The 16047-nt window shown below is 72.8% G+C and carries 18 protein-coding genes and 1 pseudogene; 5 read left to right on the forward strand and 14 right to left on the reverse strand.

The features are described 5' to 3' along the window. Nucleotides 1-209: 209 nt before the first annotated feature. Nucleotides 210-1166 carry a CPBP family intramembrane glutamic endopeptidase gene (locus ACIQ7D_RS06290; protein WP_403934152.1) on the forward strand — a complete coding sequence of 319 codons (957 nt, stop codon included), beginning with the start codon at nt 210-212 and terminating at the stop codon, nt 1164-1166. Here the strand turns inward: ACIQ7D_RS06290 and ACIQ7D_RS06295 are convergent. The 3 genes from ACIQ7D_RS06295 to ACIQ7D_RS06305 are packed head-to-tail and all read right to left on the reverse strand — an operon-like array spanning nt 1139 to nt 2120. Then, complete coding sequence (locus ACIQ7D_RS06295) at nt 1139-1369, reverse strand: DUF397 domain-containing protein (protein ID WP_403934154.1); 231 nt, start codon at nt 1367-1369, stop codon at nt 1139-1141. The genes ACIQ7D_RS06290 and ACIQ7D_RS06295 overlap by 28 nt on opposite strands. Further along, complete coding sequence (locus ACIQ7D_RS06300; protein ID WP_403934156.1) at nt 1366-1569, reverse strand: DUF397 domain-containing protein; 204 nt, start codon at nt 1567-1569, stop codon at nt 1366-1368. Before ACIQ7D_RS06300 ends, ACIQ7D_RS06295 begins: the two co-directional genes overlap by 4 nt. A 20-nt stretch (nt 1570-1589) precedes the next feature. Then, nucleotides 1590-2120, reverse strand: a complete 531-nt coding sequence (locus tag ACIQ7D_RS06305) for a DUF5753 domain-containing protein (protein WP_403934158.1) — start codon at nt 2118-2120, stop codon at nt 1590-1592. 74 nt (nt 2121-2194) lie between these two features. Here ACIQ7D_RS06305 and ACIQ7D_RS06310 point away from each other — a divergent pair, with 74 nt between their 5' ends. Continuing rightward, on the forward strand, nt 2195-2551 hold the full coding sequence (locus ACIQ7D_RS06310) for a hypothetical protein (protein WP_403934159.1): 357 nt from the start codon (nt 2195-2197) through the stop codon (nt 2549-2551). Nucleotides 2552-2611: 60 nt separating this feature from the next. On the opposite strand, the gene ACIQ7D_RS06315 is transcribed toward ACIQ7D_RS06310, so the two are convergent. The 3 genes and pseudogenes from ACIQ7D_RS06315 to ACIQ7D_RS06325 form a co-directional block, all read right to left on the reverse strand. Continuing rightward, the gene (locus ACIQ7D_RS06315) at nt 2612-2926 is read right to left on the reverse strand and encodes a helix-turn-helix domain-containing protein (protein ID WP_403934161.1); all 315 of its coding nucleotides are present in this window, start codon (nt 2924-2926) and stop codon (nt 2612-2614) included. After that, a pseudogene (locus ACIQ7D_RS06320) lies at nt 2923-3036 on the reverse strand (type II toxin-antitoxin system RelE/ParE family toxin); the annotation flags it as partial. The pseudogene ACIQ7D_RS06320 and the gene ACIQ7D_RS06315, both read right to left, overlap by 4 nt. Before the next feature lie 66 nt (nt 3037-3102). Next, complete coding sequence (locus tag ACIQ7D_RS06325) at nt 3103-3489, reverse strand: VOC family protein (RefSeq protein ID WP_403934163.1); 387 nt, start codon at nt 3487-3489, stop codon at nt 3103-3105. Between the two features lie 200 nt (nt 3490-3689). Here ACIQ7D_RS06325 and ACIQ7D_RS06330 point away from each other — a divergent pair, with 200 nt between their 5' ends. Together ACIQ7D_RS06330 and ACIQ7D_RS06335 are read left to right on the forward strand one after the other, a co-directional pair. After that, complete coding sequence (locus ACIQ7D_RS06330; protein WP_403935019.1) at nt 3690-4358, forward strand: lysophospholipid acyltransferase family protein; 669 nt, start codon at nt 3690-3692, stop codon at nt 4356-4358. Between the two features lie 144 nt (nt 4359-4502). Further along, nucleotides 4503-5153, forward strand: coding sequence for a DUF4157 domain-containing protein (locus tag ACIQ7D_RS06335; protein WP_403934165.1), 651 nt, complete (start codon nt 4503-4505; stop codon nt 5151-5153). Between the two features lie 93 nt (nt 5154-5246). On the opposite strand, the gene ACIQ7D_RS06340 is transcribed toward ACIQ7D_RS06335, so the two are convergent. The 8 genes from ACIQ7D_RS06340 to ACIQ7D_RS06375 form a co-directional block, all read right to left on the reverse strand. Beyond that, nucleotides 5247-6242 (reverse strand): NADase-type glycan-binding domain-containing protein, encoded by a 996-nt coding sequence (locus ACIQ7D_RS06340; protein WP_403934167.1) that lies wholly within the window; start codon nt 6240-6242, stop codon nt 5247-5249. Between the two features lie 392 nt (nt 6243-6634). Continuing rightward, nucleotides 6635-7183: a phage tail protein gene (locus ACIQ7D_RS06345; protein ID WP_403935022.1), complete on the reverse strand. Its 549-nt coding sequence runs from the start codon at nt 7181-7183 to the stop codon at nt 6635-6637. Between the two features lie 71 nt (nt 7184-7254). Next, nucleotides 7255-9213, reverse strand: a complete 1959-nt coding sequence (locus ACIQ7D_RS06350; RefSeq protein WP_403934169.1) for a putative baseplate assembly protein — start codon at nt 9211-9213, stop codon at nt 7255-7257. Next, on the reverse strand, nt 9213-9656 hold the full coding sequence (locus ACIQ7D_RS06355; RefSeq protein WP_403934171.1) for a GPW/gp25 family protein: 444 nt from the start codon (nt 9654-9656) through the stop codon (nt 9213-9215). Before ACIQ7D_RS06355 ends, ACIQ7D_RS06350 begins: the two co-directional genes overlap by 1 nt. Beyond that, nucleotides 9656-11521 carry a VgrG-related protein gene (locus tag ACIQ7D_RS06360; RefSeq protein WP_403934172.1) on the reverse strand — a complete coding sequence of 622 codons (1866 nt, stop codon included), beginning with the start codon at nt 11519-11521 and terminating at the stop codon, nt 9656-9658. Before ACIQ7D_RS06360 ends, ACIQ7D_RS06355 begins: the two co-directional genes overlap by 1 nt. Further along, nucleotides 11521-12243, reverse strand: coding sequence for a LysM peptidoglycan-binding domain-containing protein (locus tag ACIQ7D_RS06365; protein WP_403934174.1), 723 nt, complete (start codon nt 12241-12243; stop codon nt 11521-11523). The genes ACIQ7D_RS06360 and ACIQ7D_RS06365 overlap by 1 nt, the downstream gene beginning before the upstream one ends. Nucleotides 12244-12246: 3 nt before the next feature. Further along, on the reverse strand, nt 12247-12687 hold the full coding sequence (locus ACIQ7D_RS06370; RefSeq protein WP_384925401.1) for a phage tail protein: 441 nt from the start codon (nt 12685-12687) through the stop codon (nt 12247-12249). 60 nt (nt 12688-12747) lie between these two features. Further along, a complete protein-coding gene (locus ACIQ7D_RS06375) occupies nt 12748-14253 on the reverse strand; it encodes a hypothetical protein (protein ID WP_403934176.1) in 1506 nt (501 codons plus the stop codon). Nucleotides 14254-14767: 514 nt separating this feature from the next. Between ACIQ7D_RS06375 and ACIQ7D_RS06380 the strand changes: the two genes are divergently transcribed. After that, nucleotides 14768-15358 carry a hypothetical protein gene (locus ACIQ7D_RS06380; RefSeq protein ID WP_403934177.1) on the forward strand — a complete coding sequence of 197 codons (591 nt, stop codon included), beginning with the start codon at nt 14768-14770 and terminating at the stop codon, nt 15356-15358. Nucleotides 15359-16047 lie beyond the last annotated feature (689 nt).

Consider the following 16047-nt stretch of genomic DNA (forward strand, 5'->3'; position numbering starts at 1 on the left):
CACGCTCCCGGCCCCCTCTCGTTTCGGGCCTCCCCCCGGGCGCGGGAGGAGGACGTTCCCGAGATACAGACGACGCGGAGCGGCGGAACTCATCGGTCCGGGGTGGAGCGGACTCCACCCTCGTTCGGCAGTGAGCGGGAGTGACCTCCCTACCCGGCTTTTGGTGTGCTGATCACACCGAAAACCGACCTTCGCACCGGAGGAGCACCGTGTCCCTTCACGAGCGCCCACGCGTCACCACACCCCCGCCCGCCATCCCCGACACCGGGATCCGGGGCGCGATCAGGCGCCACCCCATGCTCTGGTTCTTCGCCGGGGCGATGCTGCTGAGCTGGCTCGCCTGGACCCCGTACATCCTCTCGGAGACGGGACTCGGCGTCCTGGACTTCCGCTTCCCGGCGCTCCTCGGCACCACCCAGTTCCTGGGCGTCCTGCCCGGCGCCTACCTGGGCCCGATCACGGCGGCGTTCCTCGTCACCGTGGCCACGGAGGGCCGGGAAGGGATCAGGCAGTGGGTCGGCCGGCTCACGAAGTGGCGGGTGAGCTGGCGCTGGTACGCGGGGATCATCCTGGGCGTACCCGCGGCCCTCATCCTCGCCACGCTCCCCCTGTCCGGCGGCGACATCCGGTTCCCCTCGGCGACGGTGGTGGCCGCGTACCTCCCCATGCTGCTCATCCAGATCGTCACGACAGGCCTCTCGGAGGAGCCCGGCTGGCGGGACTTCGCCCTCCCGCGCCTCCAGGACCGGTTCGGACCGCTGGTGGGCACGCTGATCCTGGGTCCGCTGTGGGGCGTGTGGCACCTGCCGCTGTTCTTCAGCGAGTGGGGCGGCTACCCGCACATCAGCGCGCTCGGCATCGCCGAGTTCGTGCTGGCCGCGACGACCATCAGCCTGGTGATCACCTGGGTGTTCAACCGGACGGGCGAGAGCATGCCCATGGCACTCCTGCTCCACGTAGGCATCAACAGCTTCGCCTCCCTGGCGGCGTCCGACATGTTCCCGACGATCGACTTCGACCACGCCGGAGCCAGCCGCATCTCGCTGATCGCCTCAAGCGTGGTGGCCGTCATCCTGCTCATCACCACCCGAGGCCGCCTGGGCTACCAGCCCAAGCCCGTGGCGCCGACTCTTCCTGATCAGCGGCTGCCGAAGGTGCCTGCCTGAACGGCACCGACGAACGAGGCGAAGACCTCGGCCGGGAAGACGAGCGGGGCCCCTTCGGGGGCCTTGCTGTCCCGTACGGGGACGATGCCGCCCGCCAGGGCGGGGGCGAAACCGCGAGAGAACTCGACGCACTGTCCGCCGCTGGCGTCGCTGTAAGAAGACTTGACCCAGTGGGCGGTAACGAACTTCGAGCCGGCGCTCATGCGCGGTATCCGAGATCGCCCCGGCAAAGGGCCGCCACGAACGACCCGAACGCGGTCAGCGGAAAGACGAGCGCCGGGCCGTCCGGGGCCTTGGAGTCCCTGACGGGAACGACCCCGGGGAAGCCGTCGGCCACCTCGACGCACGCACCGTCACCCTGGCTCCAGCGGGACTTGCGCCAGTGGGCGTGGGCAAGGTCCATGCCCTTGCCTCCTTCGTAACTCACAGCTCGTTCACCATGCTCCGGATCATCGCCAACGAGTCCGCGACACTCATAGCGTTGGCTCGGACGTAGTCGAACAGCACCTCGTACCGCTGGATATCTGCGGGATACGAATCGGTGTTGCCCTCGGTGTACACCACGTCGGGGTCTTCCGGATGCGGGAACCGCAAGACAATAAACGGTCCCACCATTGTCCCAGGGTGAGCGCCGCAGGAGAAGGGGATCACCTGGAGGATGACGTTGGGCAGCTCCGCAACTTCCAGCAGCCTCTCCAACTGTTCACGCATCACGTCCACCCCACCGACCATCCGGCGCAGCGCCGACTCGTCGAGCACGGCGCGAACTTCAAGTGGGCTGTTCCCCGCCAGCACTTGCTGACGCTGCATCCTTACGTCAACGCGCTGCTCCTGAACCTCGTCCGACAGCCCCGGCACCGTACCCAGATTGATCTCCTCGGCGTACCGACGAGTCTGGAACAGCCCGGGGATCACGTTCTCGTAGGTCAGGATGGACTCGGCCTCCGCCTCCAACCCGATGTAGGTCGAGTGCGGAATGTCGCTGTAGAGCTGCCACCAGCCCTTCTTCCTCGCCTCCCGGGTGCGCGGTGACGCCCGTACCGGGCGCGGGCGCCGTACGGGCGTGGCTGCGGGCCACGTGGGAGGCCGGCGCGCTGTGGTGGGGGCTGCGGGGGCAGTTCAGCGGGCCCGTGCGGTTCTTCAGCCGGCGGCGCGGGAGCCTGTGGCGTGAGGCGCGGGCGCTGTACGCGGATCCGGTGTACGGGGCGTCGGAGCGGGAACTCCTGCGGCGTCGCATCGCCCTGTGGCGTCACCGCGAGGCGATGCGCGCGGAACTCGACGCCGTGCGAGCCGAGTTGCTTCGGGCCGAGCTGCGAGCCCTGGACGAGCCGGCCCTCTTCCGGCAGATCTTCGGCACCCCGCCGAACCGTGCCCCGGACCAGTGACCTTCGCGTATCGGTAGTCCCGCGTGACGGGACTACCGGTACACGAACGTCTCCGTTCGATCAGGCGGCGTTGCCGTGAGGGGCGAGGTTGATCGTCAGGTCGGCGTCGAGGGAACGGGCCAGGCGTCGGAGAAGGGGGATGGTGGGCACGGTGCCGCCGCCTTCGATGCGGGAGATCTGGGGTTGCTTCATGCCGCAGCGTTCGGCGAGTTCGTTCTGGGACAGACCGAGAGCGACGCGCCGGTCATAGACCATCTGGCCGAGGTCATGGGCCAGTTCGGCCTCTTCGTAGAGGCGATCGTACTCGGGGTTGTCCTCGGCCACTTCGCCCTGGAGCTTGCGGTGGCGGCGGGTCTTCCACTCGGCGTGGTTCATCGCAGTTCCTCCTTTGCGGTTTGGGCGGCCTGCGCGCGTTCCACTTCTGCCGTCTCGCGCATCCTCGCCTTGCGGAACACTGTCAGGAGCACGATACGGCGACCGGGAGCACCAATCGGGCGGCCGCGCTGTTCAGGCTGTGACCGGCACTGTGCAGGCGTATCAGGGGTTCCCACTCACCCGCCGTGCGCGATCTGGATGAGGTTGCCGCAGGTGTCGTCCAGGACCGCGACGGTCACCGGGCCCATTTCCAGGGGCTCCTGGGTGAAGTGCACGCCGAGTTCGCGCAGCCGGGTGTATTCCGCTTGTACGTCGTCCACGGCGAAGGAGGCGGCCGGGATGCCGTCGTTGACCAGTGCCGTCCTGTACGGGCGCACCGCGGGGTGCCCGGAGGGCTCCAGCAGCAGTTCGGTGCCTTCGGGGTTCTCCGGTGAGACCACGGTCAGCCACCGGGCCTCGCCCATCGGGACGTCGTGCTTCTTCACGAAGCCCAGCACGTCGGTGTAGAAGCGCAGGGCCTTGTCCTGGTCGTCGACGAAGACGCTGGTGAGGTGGATCTTCATGGGGTGCTCTCTCCGGTTGAAGCGGGCTGGGTCGTCAGGGCGTTCGGGGACATTGTCGTGGGCCGGAACCGGCGCGGGCGGCGGGTTCGCGCGGGACGCGCGGGCCGGGTGATGAGTACGGCTACTCACGCGCGTACGGGCTCTGCGCGAGACCATCGGCCTGGTTGCCCGACCCCACCGCCGATCCGGAGGACCCGTACGTGCTCAGCAGCATCGCCCACCGCCTCGTGCCCGTCTTCGGCCCGCTCACCGTCACGACCGCCGCCGGGGACGGGTGCGGGCCCGCGCCCGGGAGCATCGTCGCGGCCAATCACACCAGCCTCTTCGACCCCGCCCTGGTGCTGGCGGCCCTGCGGCGGCTGGGAGTTGAGCCCGTGGTGCTGGCCGCCGCCGGGTTGTGGCGGATACCCGGGCTCGGGGCGGCGCTCGTACGGGAGGGGTACGTACCGGTGTACCGGCGGGATCCCCGGGCCGGGGACGCGCTGACCGGGGCGCGGGCGGCCCTTCGGGACGGGCGGGTCGTGCTGATCTACGGGGAGGGCGGGCTGCCGAAGCGGGACGGTTCCGGGGAGGCGGCGCCCGAGCGGTTCCGGCTGGGGATCGCCCGGCTCGCGGGTGGGAGCGGGGCGCCGGTCGTGCCGCTCGGGCAGGCCGGGGCGCGGCGGGTCAGTTCGGGGAACGCGGGGAAGCAGCTCGCCGGGGTGCTGACCGCGCCCGTACGGCGGCCCGCGCTCCATGTGCACGTCGGGGCGCCGGTCACGCTGACCGGGGACCCGGTCGCCGCCGCCGAACAGGCCCGCCGGGCGGTGACCGACGCGTGGCGCACGGCGGTGGAGCGGCTGGGCGGCCAGGTACCCCTTGCCGGGTAGGGACGGGATGGGCTGCGCCGGCCGGAGCCACGCGGCGCGGGCCGCACCTCTGCCCCTGGTGCTGCCCCCAAGTCCCTTACGCCGCCCGCGTCCGGTCCCGCACCGTGGTGGGATGCCACGTGTCCGTCGCTGAAAGGATCGTCCATGCGCGTTCAGGACCAGGGGAACGACCGGGGTGGGAGCCACCGGCCGGAGACCGGGCGGGTCGCCCAGCGGTCGTCGCTCGCGGGCCCGGCGGCGGGACTGCTCGCCCTCCAGCGCTCGGCGGGGAACGCGGCGGTGTCCAGGGCGATCGAGGAAGAGCGGCACGAGCACAGCTCCGGCTGCTCCCACGCGGACCAGACGGCCCAGCGGCGGGTGGACCCCGCGGCGGAACAGGCCACGGTGCAGCGGCGGGTGTCGCTGGCCGAGGTGACCGGATCCGGCGGGCTGAGTCTGAGTCCGCGCATCCAGAGCAGGGCCGAGAAGGCGTACAACATGCCGTTCAGAAACGTGCGGGTGCACAACGACGAGATCGCCCAGCGGGCCAGCGCCGAATTCGGCGCCCGTGCCATGACCATCGAGAACCACATCGTGCTCGGGTCGCCGACGGTGGACGACGAGACGATGTTCCACGAACTCGACCATGTGCGGCAGCAGACGCAGGGCGAGGTGGCGGGCAGCGACGACGGGTCGGGCAACAAGGTCTCCGACCCGGGTGACCCCTTCGAGCTCCAGTCGGCCGACAACGGCCGCCGGGTCGCTCAGGGTGCGGATCCCGACCTGTCGATGCCCGGCCAGTGGGAGGAAGAGTAGCCCTTGCAGGCGGCGCCCGGCCCGCGCCGTACCAGCGCACAGGCCCCCCGTACCGGATCGCCGGTGCGGGGGGCCTGTGCGTACGCCGTCGGCTCAGCCGTCGTTCGACGACGAGCGGCGGAAGAACTCGATCTCCGCGATCGAGACCTGCTTGTCGTCGCTGACCCCGTACGCCGAGCGGATGATGAAGCGGACGTTGGTCACCTCGCCCACGCGGAACTTACGGCGCTGGGCGCCGCTCATCTGGTCCAGGACGATATGACGGGTGAACTTCGTGCCGTCGGCCTTCGTGACCACCGCGTCGATCCGGTGCGGCAGCGCGGCCTCCGTCAGGTCGGTCGACCGTGCGGAGATGCCCGAGGTGATCATCAGGTCCAGCAGACGGGTGGGCTCCGAGAAGCGGGCCTCGATCCACTCGTCCTCGGCGGTGCCCGAGATACCGGGGCCCCACCACGAGTTGCTGATCTTGTCGAAGGCCTTCTGCGGATCGTGGTCCTTGAAGGAGCGCGACGCCGCCATGGAGTCCGGGCTGACCTGGGCGCGCTTGGCGAAGTGGTCGCGGGTGGCGTTCCACGCCGTATCGATGTTGAACAACCCGAACACCAGGAGTCCCAGCGCGAGCGCGCCGGCGATCCAGCGGAAGATCTGGCCGATTCCGCGCCGCAGCCCGGGGCGGTCGCCGGCCCACGGGGCCGGGCGCTCGCCGGCCCCCCACCACATACGGCGCCACCAGGGGCGGGGCGCGTCGGCGACGTCGGTGCGGTCCGTGAGGGACATGGCGCAGCGGCGGCAGAAGTGGCGGTCGGGCCGGTTGCCGGTGGAGCACCAGGGGCACGGGGGGCCGGTCTCGTCGGCCGGTTCCGCGTTGGGGGCGTTGACGCGGGGGCGGGCGGCGGCGGGGAGGCCCGGCAGGACCGGCGCCACGTCCGGCGTGGCCGTGGGCCCGTTCGGGTCGGCCACGGGTATGAGGAGGGCCCTCGCCCGTGCCGCGTCGTCGGCGGAGGACGAACTCGCCGCCGGGGCCGGGGTGGCCGACGGCGGCTGCTGGGAGCGGGTCGGGATCGTGGGCGTCGTGTCCGTCTCCTCCACGTCCTGATCCGTGATGTCGGGTACGTGCCCACGCGGCGCCGGAGCGCCCGGCGAGCGGACGTCCGGTGCCGGGTCCTGCGGCGTCCTGCCGTCCGGCGTCCCGTCCTGCGGCGCCTGGTTCCGAGGCGTCCTGTCCTGTGGCTCCTCGGGCTCGGCGCGGGCGGGTTCGGGCGCCGCGTCCGCCGCTGCCCCCGTCGCCGGAGCAGCCGCCGACCGTCCGGTCGCCGGCTGTGGCGTCCAGTTCAGGACTGCCCCGCAGCCGTCGCAGAACGACTCGCCCGGATCAGGACGCGTACCGCACTCCGCGCAATTGGCCGCCCTCTGCCCGGTGTTCGCGGGCTCCTGCGAGCCTGGCGATGGCGAGGGTGATGGCGAGGAAGAAGTCTGGCTGGTCACCTGTCGGACGTCCTTTCGGCGACGGTCACCTGGACCGTGTAAGGCATATGGGCGGGGCGGGCCGCCGCGACCAGGCGTTCCAGCCGGTGCGCGTCGGCCGGGCCCGGGTTGGGCAGCCGTACGGTGACGTTCAGTGCGGGTCTGTGCTCGCCCGGGACCGTTCCCAGCGGGCGCGCTTCCCAGGTGGCCGCGCCGCTCTCGGTGATCTCCGGCTCCACGCCGAAGACCAGCCGGATCGCCTCCGCCAGCCCGCGCCGTGTGCCGCGGATACGGTGCAAGCGTACGGCCGCGGCGACGGCGGCGCGCAGTGCGGCCGTGGTCTCCGGATCGGGGAGGTCGCCCGAAGCGAGGGCGGCATCGTAGCTCCCGGTCTCCGCACCCACCCAACTCCCCAGCCAGCGGGTGAAGTCGGCCGGGGCCAGGGACGGGACGAAGTAGGTGTCCAGGCAGTCCAGGACGTTGTGGAACGGCGCCAGCACCTCGTCCAGGCCCGCCACGAAACGCTGCGCCAGGTCGTCGTCCGCGAAGACGGCGGGGAGCATCATCCCCAGCGGGGCCGACGAGGCCAGACCGTCCACCGAGCCACGCGTGGACGTCCCCGCGAGGCCGTCGCCGTTCACGACGCGTCGCCGATCACCCGGACACGGTGGTCGAACGAGAAGACCAGCGCCGGCGCCTGGAGGTCGATCCGCTCCGTCGGGTCCCCGCGCTTGCCGCTGAGCGGGTCCGCCGGGTGCAGCAGCACCTCGTCCACCAGCTCGACGCCCGGCACCCGTTGCAGCACCGCGAAGATCTCGCCCGCCTGCACCGGACGCCCGAACGGCCAGCCCGTGCCGTGCGCGCCACCGGTCAGCGGGTCGAGGTGGCGGTAGAGCGCGTCGTGCGCCTGCCGGCGTACCCGGTCGGTGTCGGTGCCCCGGAAGGCGTGCACCGTGGCGACGACGGTCACCCCCTGGTAGTACGGCGGGCCGACCGCCAGCCGGGTGCCGATCAGGCGCCGCTCGTCCAGATAGCGGGTGATCCGCGCCAGCAGGTCGTCGCTCGGGACGAGTTGCTCGAACCGCAGCCGCCCGCCCAGGTCCGAGACGGCCTGCGGCACCACCAGGACCCGTACGGCGTGCGCCCCGTGCTCGTCCGGCTCCGCCTCCAGGCAGGTGATACGGGCGGTCTCGGGCGCGGCGCGCCGGGCCAGTTCCTCGTAGTCCCGCAGGGTGACGGCGCGGTCCTGGGCGCTGAGCGCGATCGGCGCCCTGAGCTTCGCCTCCTCGACGCTCTCGCCGTCGACACCGCCCCGCGCGGCCTCCCGGTTGATCACCTCGGAGACGTACGGGACGGAGTCGCGCAGCAGCCGGATCGCGCCGCGCGCCACATTGCCCGCCTTGCCGCCGCCCGTACGGTAGCGGTTCGCCCTGATCGGGGCGCCCTTGGGCGGGACGGCCCCGTACTGGCGCAGGGTGCCGTCCGCCTCGCGCACGGCGGGGCCGAAGACGATCTCGCCGGTCGTCGCGTCGAGCGTGAAGTGCCGGTCGTCGGGGCCGGAGGCGGCGAAGTGGCCGACGCTCTCCCAGTCGGTCCAGCCGTCGCGCTCGGCGACCTGGAGCAGCAGCGGGGGCACATCGCCGACGACGGGCGTACGGGCCAGCCGCAGCCGCAGCCCCGGCAGCCCGGTGGCCTCGCCCAGCGCCTCGTCGCGCACCGTCTCGGCGTGCACGACGCTCGTGGTGCCGCCGATGGTGAACGCCTCGGAGGAGCGGATGGTGGGCGAGTTGGTGTAGAACGGCTGGTCCTGGAGCGGCTCCGTGACCCGGCAGCGCAGCCATCCGGCCTCGCGCCGCGCCGTACGGGAGAGGGCGTGGCCGCCGGGGACGTGCAGCACGACCTCGCCGGGGCGGTTGAGGCCACCGGTGGTGTCCCGTTCGATCTCGCAGGCGACCCAGCCGTCCGGCGTCCACGCCTCCCAGACCAGCGGGGGCTGGCGGGGGTCGACACCGACACCGTCCACCTGGCTGTCGAGTTCGATGACGACCGCGCACTCCGGTACGGCGGCGCTGAGCCCGAACAGCACGCGGTCGCCGGGGCGCGGGGACTCCCCGAAGCAGTGCACGTCGTTGGCCTCGGCGAGGTCCGAGGTGTGTTCGACCGGCTGGTCGCCCTCCCGCTGCGTGACCAGGTACGACAACTCGCACGGGACCACGGTGAGTTCGCGTTCGGTGGCGAAGACGACCGAATCGTCGTCGTGGGCGCGGGACGAGGCGACCTCGGTGCCCGTCCCCACGACCAGCGGCTGCGGCTGCGGCGCCGACAGCCAGAACGTGACATCGGCGCGCGCCGCGGACGGCGGGAAGAGCGTGATCCCGATGAGGTCGAGGAACGCGAGGTGGTTCTTCTCGGGCACCCGGTTCAGCCGGTAGACGATCTGGTCGGCCATGTGGGCGACCGTCTCGACGAGGGTCACTCCCGGGTCCGAGACGTTGTGGTCGGTCCACTCGGGGGCGCGCTGCTGGATGTACCGCTTGGCGTCGTCCACGAACTGCTGGAAGCGGCGGTCGTCGAGGTTGGGTGAGGGGAGGGCCATCAGCGGTCGTTTCCAATGTGTGCGTCGGACGGGCCGGACCCCTCGGGTCCGTCGTGGGAGGGGATGACATAGAACGGGAAGACGAGGCTGCGGGGGTTGTTGGTGCCCCGGATCCCGTAGCGCACGTCGATGTAGAGCACGCCCTCTTCCTCACCGGCGGTCACCGTGACGTCCTCCACCTCGATGCGCGGTTCCCAGCGGTCGAGGCTGGAGTACACCTCGTGCTGGATCCGGCCCGCGGTGGCCTCGTTGACCGGGGCGAAGACCATGTCGTGGATGGCGCAGCCGAATTCGGGCCGCATCGGGCGCTCGCCCGGCGCGGTGGCGAGGACGAGCCGGATGGCCTCCTCGACCTCGCGCTCCCCGCTGACCATGGCGATGCCACCGGTGGGGCTGATGCGCATGGGGAAGGCCCAGCCGGAGCCGACGAACTGTTCGGCCATCAGACGCCTCCTACGGTCAGGATCGGCTTCATCTTGGAGGTGACCAGGGGCGCGTTCAGACCGATGCTGATGGCGGAGCCGATCGTGATGGCTGACGGAGAATTCACGGTCACCGCGGCCGTGCCGAGGAGGGACAGCGCGGTGCCCCTGACGTTGAGCGGGCCGCCGGCCATGATGCTCATCACCCCGCCGCTCTTGATCGACAGGCTCCCGCCCGCCGTCAGGGACAGATTGGTGCCCGCCTTGACGGACACCGACGTGGATCCCTTGATGGTCACCTTTCCCGCGCTGTCCACGGTGATCTCGGTCTTCGTCCGGTCCAGGTTGATGGTGAGCCTGTCGTTGCCGGTGGCGAGCCGCACCCCGCGCTTCCTGCCCACGCTCTGGTCGAGCAGGTCGAGACGGTTGTTGCTGCGGTCGGCCAGGGTGCGCCGGGTGACCTTGCCGCGCGTCGCGTCGTACGGCGGCTCCGCGACCGGGCCGGGCTTGTCCTGGCCGTTGTAGAGGCCGCCGATCACGAACGGGTGGTCGAGGGCGCCGCGGTCGAACGCAACCAGCACCTCGTCGTTGACGTCCGGGCCGATGAGACCGCCGCCCTTCACCCCGCCGAACTGGACCGTGCGGACCCAGTCGGTGGTGTACGTGTCGTCCAGCCACGGGAACTTCAGCTTGACCCGCCCCTGCTTGAGCGGATCCTTGATGTTGGTGACCAGGGCGTTGGCGACGCTCGGTATCCGGGACGTGTCCCCGCCGCCCCCTCCCCCGCCGGAGGTGAGCCCGAACAGCGAGCGCCACTGGCGCCCGGTGACGGTCAGGTGCGTCAGGTAGTGCTCCTGGTCGCCGAAGGTGTGGCGGGCCCCGGTGACCGTGTACTTGCCCTCGAAGGGCTCGCCCACGTCCGCGAGGGTGACCGGGATTCCGGGACGCAGCTCGGGGTTGCCGCGCGCCATGACGTCCACCTCGGCGAAGGAGGAGGTGACGTCGTCGGAGAGCGACTTGGCCGCCTTGTCGGTCTCGGCCCTGCTGTCGTAGGGCTGGTCGGTCGCGACGAGCCGGGCCCCGCCGAAGCGCGACGTGACCTGGGCCGGGGTCGTACCGATCTTGAAGCCGTCGTTCTCCAGGGCGGGAGCCGTGCTCACCTCCTCCCGCTTGTCCTTGACGCTCCAGCCGCGAACCTCGACCTCGGCGACCTGGTCGGCCGAGGTGACCGCCGACCGGCAGCGCAGGATCTCCACCCCGCCCGCCAGGACGAACGGGCTCTTGTCGCTGGGGGTGCTCACCGCCGGGGCGGAGGCGGCCGGCTTCCTCTTGACGAACTGGAGCTTGCCCTCCGAGCTGATGTACATCACCATCTCGGCCTCGTCCGCGAGCCGCTGCACGAACTCCCAGTCCGTGACATTGGGCTGGCTGATGAACTCGTACTTGGCGCCGGAGGACTCGACCTTGCCGAGCGGGACATTGCTCTTGCGGGCCAGTTCCTGCGCGATGTCGCTGGCGGACTTGTTGAAGTACGCCTTCACCCGCCGGTGCCGGAACATGCGGTGGCCCTTGTCGTAGCCCCGGATGACCGTGAACGTACCGGAGGCGTCGTAGTCCGTCTCCAGGGCGGTGATCTCACCGGTGATCAGCGGGTTCTGCGCACCGTCGCCGTCCGTGACGGGCGCGATGACCACCCGCTCCCCGATCTTGGCGTTCAGATCGCCGAGGAGCTTCCTCTTGTGGTCACGGAAGGTGAGCTGGAAGGCGCCCGGCACTCCGGCGCCGAAATCGACCCAGCCGCCCACCAGTTGCTTGTCCTCGGGAGACTTGAGCTTCTTGCCCGCGATCTTCACGTAGAGGATCGAGGAGAAACCGATCTCGGGCATCAGGCTTCTTCCTCCTCGCCCGCCGGCAGCATCAGTTCGGTGCCGGGGGTCAGCACCGACGGGTTGTCGATGCCGTTGGCCTCGGCGATCGTGCGCCACGCGGTGGCGTCCCCGTACTCCCGCCAGGCGAGCGACTGGAGCGAGTCGCCCGCCACCGCCCGGTGCACCCGCCGGGAGGTGAGCGCACCCGAGGTGGGGTTCTGGCCGAGGGTGTCGCTCGGGATCTCGTGGAGGCTCACCTGACAGGTGGCGCGGATCGGCATCCCCGTGGTGTTGAAGAGAGTGTACGAGGCCTCCACCGAACTGACGTACGCGTTGAAGCGCGCGGTGGAGAAGGCGCCCCACTCGAAGATCACCCAGGGGGTGGAGGGCTGCTTCGCCGCGATGCTGGCGGTGGTCGTCTCACAGCAGGAGAAGAGCGATTCGACCTTCTTGCGCACGTCGTTGCTGTCCGGGTCGTCGGAGCGGTCGAGGAAGATCTCGACCGTCATCTCCCGGGGCTCGGGCCCCATGAACTCCGGGACCGCGCCGTCGCGTACGGCGGCGGTGGGCGTGGTCTTCCAGTTCGCCCGCCGGGTCAGCGACAGCTGGGACGGGTTGAAGTCGAAGTCGAACGTCTTCATCAGCGCACCGGGCTTGGTGCTGCTGCCGATCGGCGGCTGGTGGATGGCGAGCGTGGCCCGTACCAGGCTGTCACCGATACCGAAGCTGCTGAGGTCCATCGGTTACCCCTCTCCCCCGGCTTCCGTGAAGCCGTGATGCGCGATCTCCAGGACCTCCGTCGCCACGGCGGGACTGTTCGGGTCGAAGGACGGCCCGCGCCAGCTCACCGGAAGGACGTCGAGCAGCCCCCACTGGGCGACGATCGAACCGTTGGCGCGCAGCGCGACGATCTGCGCGGTCGGCCGGGTCACCCCGGTGGTGACGGAGGAGATCCAGGCCGCGACCTTCGACGTCTCCGGGCGGAGCGGGCGCGTCAGCGTGATGTTGGAGTAGCTGATGCGGGTCGGCAACTGCCAGACGAAGCTGTTGTTGCCGCCCTCCTGCCGCTGCTCGATCTCGACCTGGGAGGAGAGACCTTCGCAGCCGTTGAACGTGCCCAGGCTCTCACCGTCGATCGAGAGGTGGAAGAAGATGGTGGTGCCGGGATCGAGCTCCTGGGACATCCAGTGGGCCTTCCTGCGGTACGCGTGCGGGAGCGGGGTCGGTGGGGGCGGGTCAGGACGTCAGTGGCGTGGGTCGCGCAGCTTCCCGATCCGCTCGCGGTCCTGCCGCAGTTCGGTACGGATCAGCCGGGTCAGCGGCCCGATCAGCCGGTGGACCAGCTCCGCCATCTGATCCTCCTTCAGCTCACGGGGCTTGAACTGGCTGGTCACGGAGGGCGGTGTCGACGTCGTCGTGAAGTCCTGGCCCGAGGAGCCCTGGTCCGAGGAGGCCAGGTGCCTCGTCGACGCCCGTCCGGCGGCCCCGCCGCCCTTCCCACGGGACACGGAGTGCCTCCCGGTGTCCCGCTGTACCGCGACGGACGTGGCGCGGCGCGGCGCGGACGCCGTGACGGGCGAGGGCGCCGCGGCGGGCCGGAGGGCCCGCTGGACGGCCGGGGGCGCCACGGACGGGGTCGCGGGCGCCCGCTGCACGGGGAGATCCACGGGCGGCCGGGGCGCGGCGGGAGCGAGGGACACGACCGGGCCCGGCCCGGCGGGGGGCGCGGTGGGGTCGCTGCCGGGAGTGGGCGCGCCGGGGGCCGGGGCGCCGGGGGCGCCGGGGGCGCTCATCACCGGCGTACGGACGAACCCGCCCGGGGCGGGCGGCATCGGTGCGGGAGCCGAGGCCGGTGCCGAGCCCGGTGCCGAGGCCGAGGCCGAGCGCTGGACGACGGGGAAGGCCGGGGCGACACCGGTGAACTTCAGGCCGTCCGTGCTGAGTTGTACGGGCGGTCCGTCCGGCGCGGCGGCGGTGCGCCCCTGGGGCGCCTGGGGTGCCTGGGGCGCCTGGGGTGCCTGGGGTGCGGGGGGCACCGGCGGCACCAGGGACGCCGGGGGCGCCGGTACGGAGGGCCGTACGGGAGCCGGCGCGGGCGGGCCGCCACCGGTGCCGGTTCCGGTGTGGTGCGCGGAACGCTGGACGGGAGTGTGCGGGCCGGGCCGCGCGGGGCGCGGGGCGGCGGCGCGCTGCACGGCGGGCTGCCCGGTGGCGGACTTCAGTGCGGCGCGCTGGACGGCGCCACCGGACACCGGGCCTGACGGACCGGCCGGGCCTGACGGGTCGGCCGCGCCGGTAGGTGCGGTACGGCGCAGCGGAACGGCGGCCGGCGCGACCGGCGCCGGGGAGACCGGGGAGACCGGAGAGACCAGGGACGCGGAGGCCGTGGGAGCCGTTGAGGTCAGCGGCCCGGTACGGGGCTGCGCGGCCAGCAGCGGCCGTACGGCGGCATCCGGACCCGCGGCCGGACCGCCTGCGGGACCCGCGACGGGCGCCGCGCCGATGCCGGTGCCGGTGCCGGTCCCCGTGGCGGGTCCAGTCGGCCGCCGCCCAGGTCCGGCGGACGGACGCGGGCCCGGCGCCGTGGACGCGCCGCCGGGCGCGGGGGCCACGGCCCGCTGTACGGGGGAACCGGAGCCGGTGGCGGCCGGAGCAGCGGGCAGCCGCCGCAACGGGGTCCCGGCCGGACGGGGCGCGGCGGGCGCGGTACGGGAGACGGGCGCCGCCCCGGAGGAACGTCCCGCGGTCACCGGAGGGCTGGAACCCACCAGCGGAGCGGCGGGCGCGGGCCCCGGCCGGAGCACCGAGGGCGCCTCGGCCGACACACGGGTGACGGACGGAGTCGGAGTCCCCTGCGCCGGAGTCCCCTGCGCCGGTGCCCGCTGCACGGAGGGCGCGGAGGGCGCGGAGGGCGCGGAGGGCGCGGACGGAGCAGGTGCCACCGGCAGCGCGGACGGCGAGGGCACGCCGCTCACGGGCGCGGGAGCCGAAGGAGGTACGGGAGCCGCCGCGGGCCGCGCCGGGCTCGCCGCGCTTACTGACGGAGCGGAAGGTGACGGAGAAGGCGAAGGCGAAGGCGAAGGCGAAGGTGAGGGCGAAGGCGCGTTGGTGGAAAGCCGTTGCACCGGCGGAGCGCTCGCCGACCCGCCGGACGGCCCGGACGGACCGGGAGCGCGCGCAGCGGAACCCGCAGGAACCGAAGGGCCGGTGGGCGCGGCCAGGCCGGGGCGGACCGCCGGTGCCGGGCGTGCCGGTGCCGGGCCGGTGCGCGAAGCGCCTCCGTCACCGGTGGGCGCGGCGGCGGACCGCCGCACCGGCGCGGCGCCACCGCCGGAACCGGCGACCGGCGGCACGGGGCCCGGCCCGCCGGTGGACGCGTGGGGCGCGGCGAGCCGCTGCACCGGAGGGCTTCCGCCGGAGGTACGCGGGCCGGGCGCGGCGGGAGACGGCCCGCTCGCAGCGGGACGGACCGGAGCCGCGGGGCTCGGCGTGCCCGTACCGGCACCGGTACCGGTGGTGGAGGCGGAGGCGGAGGCCGATCCGGTACCGGAGGAGCCGGATGCGCCAGGGGCGGTGAGCCGCTGGGCGGACGGCGTCCGCGAAGCCCGCTGGACGACCGGCGGTCGCCCCGCATCGGGCGTGCCGGATATCGGGGCGCCGAGCAGGGAACGGCGGGGCGGCGGCGTCGCGCCCGAAGGCCCAGCAGACCCCGAAGAGCCCGTAGCCCCAGAAGACGAGGACGAGGACGAGGAAGCGGACGGGGCCGGAGAGGCGGGCGGTACGGCAGGGCCCGCGCTGGGCGCGCCCAGCGGAGTCGTACGGCCGCCGGGGCCACGGGGCGCCGCGCTGCGCTGAACGGGCGCCGGGGCCACCGGAGGAGCGGGCTGCGCCGACGGCGTGGACCGGCCGGGGCCGCCACGGGCGGGAGCCGGTGCCGGTGCCGGAGGCTTCGGGGCGGCCGGAGGCGTGGCCGGGCCCGTCGCACCCTGCGGCCCAGCGGGCCCGGGCCCGGGGCCCGGCGGGACGACCGGCGCCGATCCACCGCCGGAACCGCTGCCCGCGTCGCCCTCGGGCTCACCGCCGGACCGCTTCGCACCGGGCGCGACGGCGCGCTGCACCGGGGCGACCGGACCAGCCGGACCAGCTGAAGAGGAAGGAGCAGAAGGAGCGGGAGCGGACGCGGTCGGCGGCCCCGCGACAGGGAGCGCCGGAGCGGCAGGCGCGGCCGGAGGAGCCGTCACGGGCACGGGAGCCGGGCTCGTACGAGAAGCGGGCGACGCTGCGGCAGGCCCGGACACGGAACGCCCGGACACGGCAGGCCCGGACACGGCCGCAGGCCGAGCGGACGCGGACGGAACAGGAGCAGCGGCAGGCGCGGGAGCCGGAGCGGGTGCCGGAGCAGGCGCGGCCACCGGCGGTGTGGAGGCTGCCGCAGGAGGAGTCGCGGTGCGAGGAGCGGCCGTGGGCGGCGCTTCCGTAGGCGCCCCGGCCGTACGCGCCCCGGCCGTACGCGCGGAATCCGTACGCGCGGAAGAATCCGCTCG

Source organism: Streptomyces sp. NPDC096310 (genome assembly GCF_044763125.1).
Lineage (GTDB): Bacteria > Actinomycetota > Actinomycetes > Streptomycetales > Streptomycetaceae > Streptomyces.

What these genes read in the sequence shown, in the direction of transcription:
- ACIQ7D_RS06355 (WP_403934171.1), bottom strand. Translation starts at nt 9,656, where the DNA reads ATGGCCGAACAGTTCGTCGGCTCCGGCTGGGCCTTCCCCATGCGCATC.
- ACIQ7D_RS06325 (WP_403934163.1), bottom strand. Translation starts at nt 3,489, where the DNA reads ATGAAGATCCACCTCACCAGCGTCTTCGTCGACGACCAGGACAAGGCC.
- ACIQ7D_RS06345 (WP_403935022.1), bottom strand. Translation starts at nt 7,183, where the DNA reads ATGATGCTCCCCGCCGTCTTCGCGGACGACGACCTGGCGCAGCGTTTC.
- ACIQ7D_RS06295 (WP_403934154.1), bottom strand. Translation starts at nt 1,369, where the DNA reads ATGAGCGCCGGCTCGAAGTTCGTTACCGCCCACTGGGTCAAGTCTTCT.
- ACIQ7D_RS06370 (WP_384925401.1), bottom strand. Translation starts at nt 12,687, where the DNA reads ATGTCCCAGGAGCTCGATCCCGGCACCACCATCTTCTTCCACCTCTCG.
- ACIQ7D_RS06315 (WP_403934161.1), bottom strand. Translation starts at nt 2,926, where the DNA reads ATGAACCACGCCGAGTGGAAGACCCGCCGCCACCGCAAGCTCCAGGGC.
- ACIQ7D_RS06300 (WP_403934156.1), bottom strand. Translation starts at nt 1,569, where the DNA reads ATGGACCTTGCCCACGCCCACTGGCGCAAGTCCCGCTGGAGCCAGGGT.
- ACIQ7D_RS06365 (WP_403934174.1), bottom strand. Translation starts at nt 12,243, where the DNA reads ATGGACCTCAGCAGCTTCGGTATCGGTGACAGCCTGGTACGGGCCACG.
- ACIQ7D_RS06335 (WP_403934165.1), top strand. Translation starts at nt 4,503, where the DNA reads ATGCGCGTTCAGGACCAGGGGAACGACCGGGGTGGGAGCCACCGGCCG.
- ACIQ7D_RS06360 (WP_403934172.1), bottom strand. Translation starts at nt 11,521, where the DNA reads ATGCCCGAGATCGGTTTCTCCTCGATCCTCTACGTGAAGATCGCGGGC.
- ACIQ7D_RS06350 (WP_403934169.1), bottom strand. Translation starts at nt 9,213, where the DNA reads ATGGCCCTCCCCTCACCCAACCTCGACGACCGCCGCTTCCAGCAGTTC.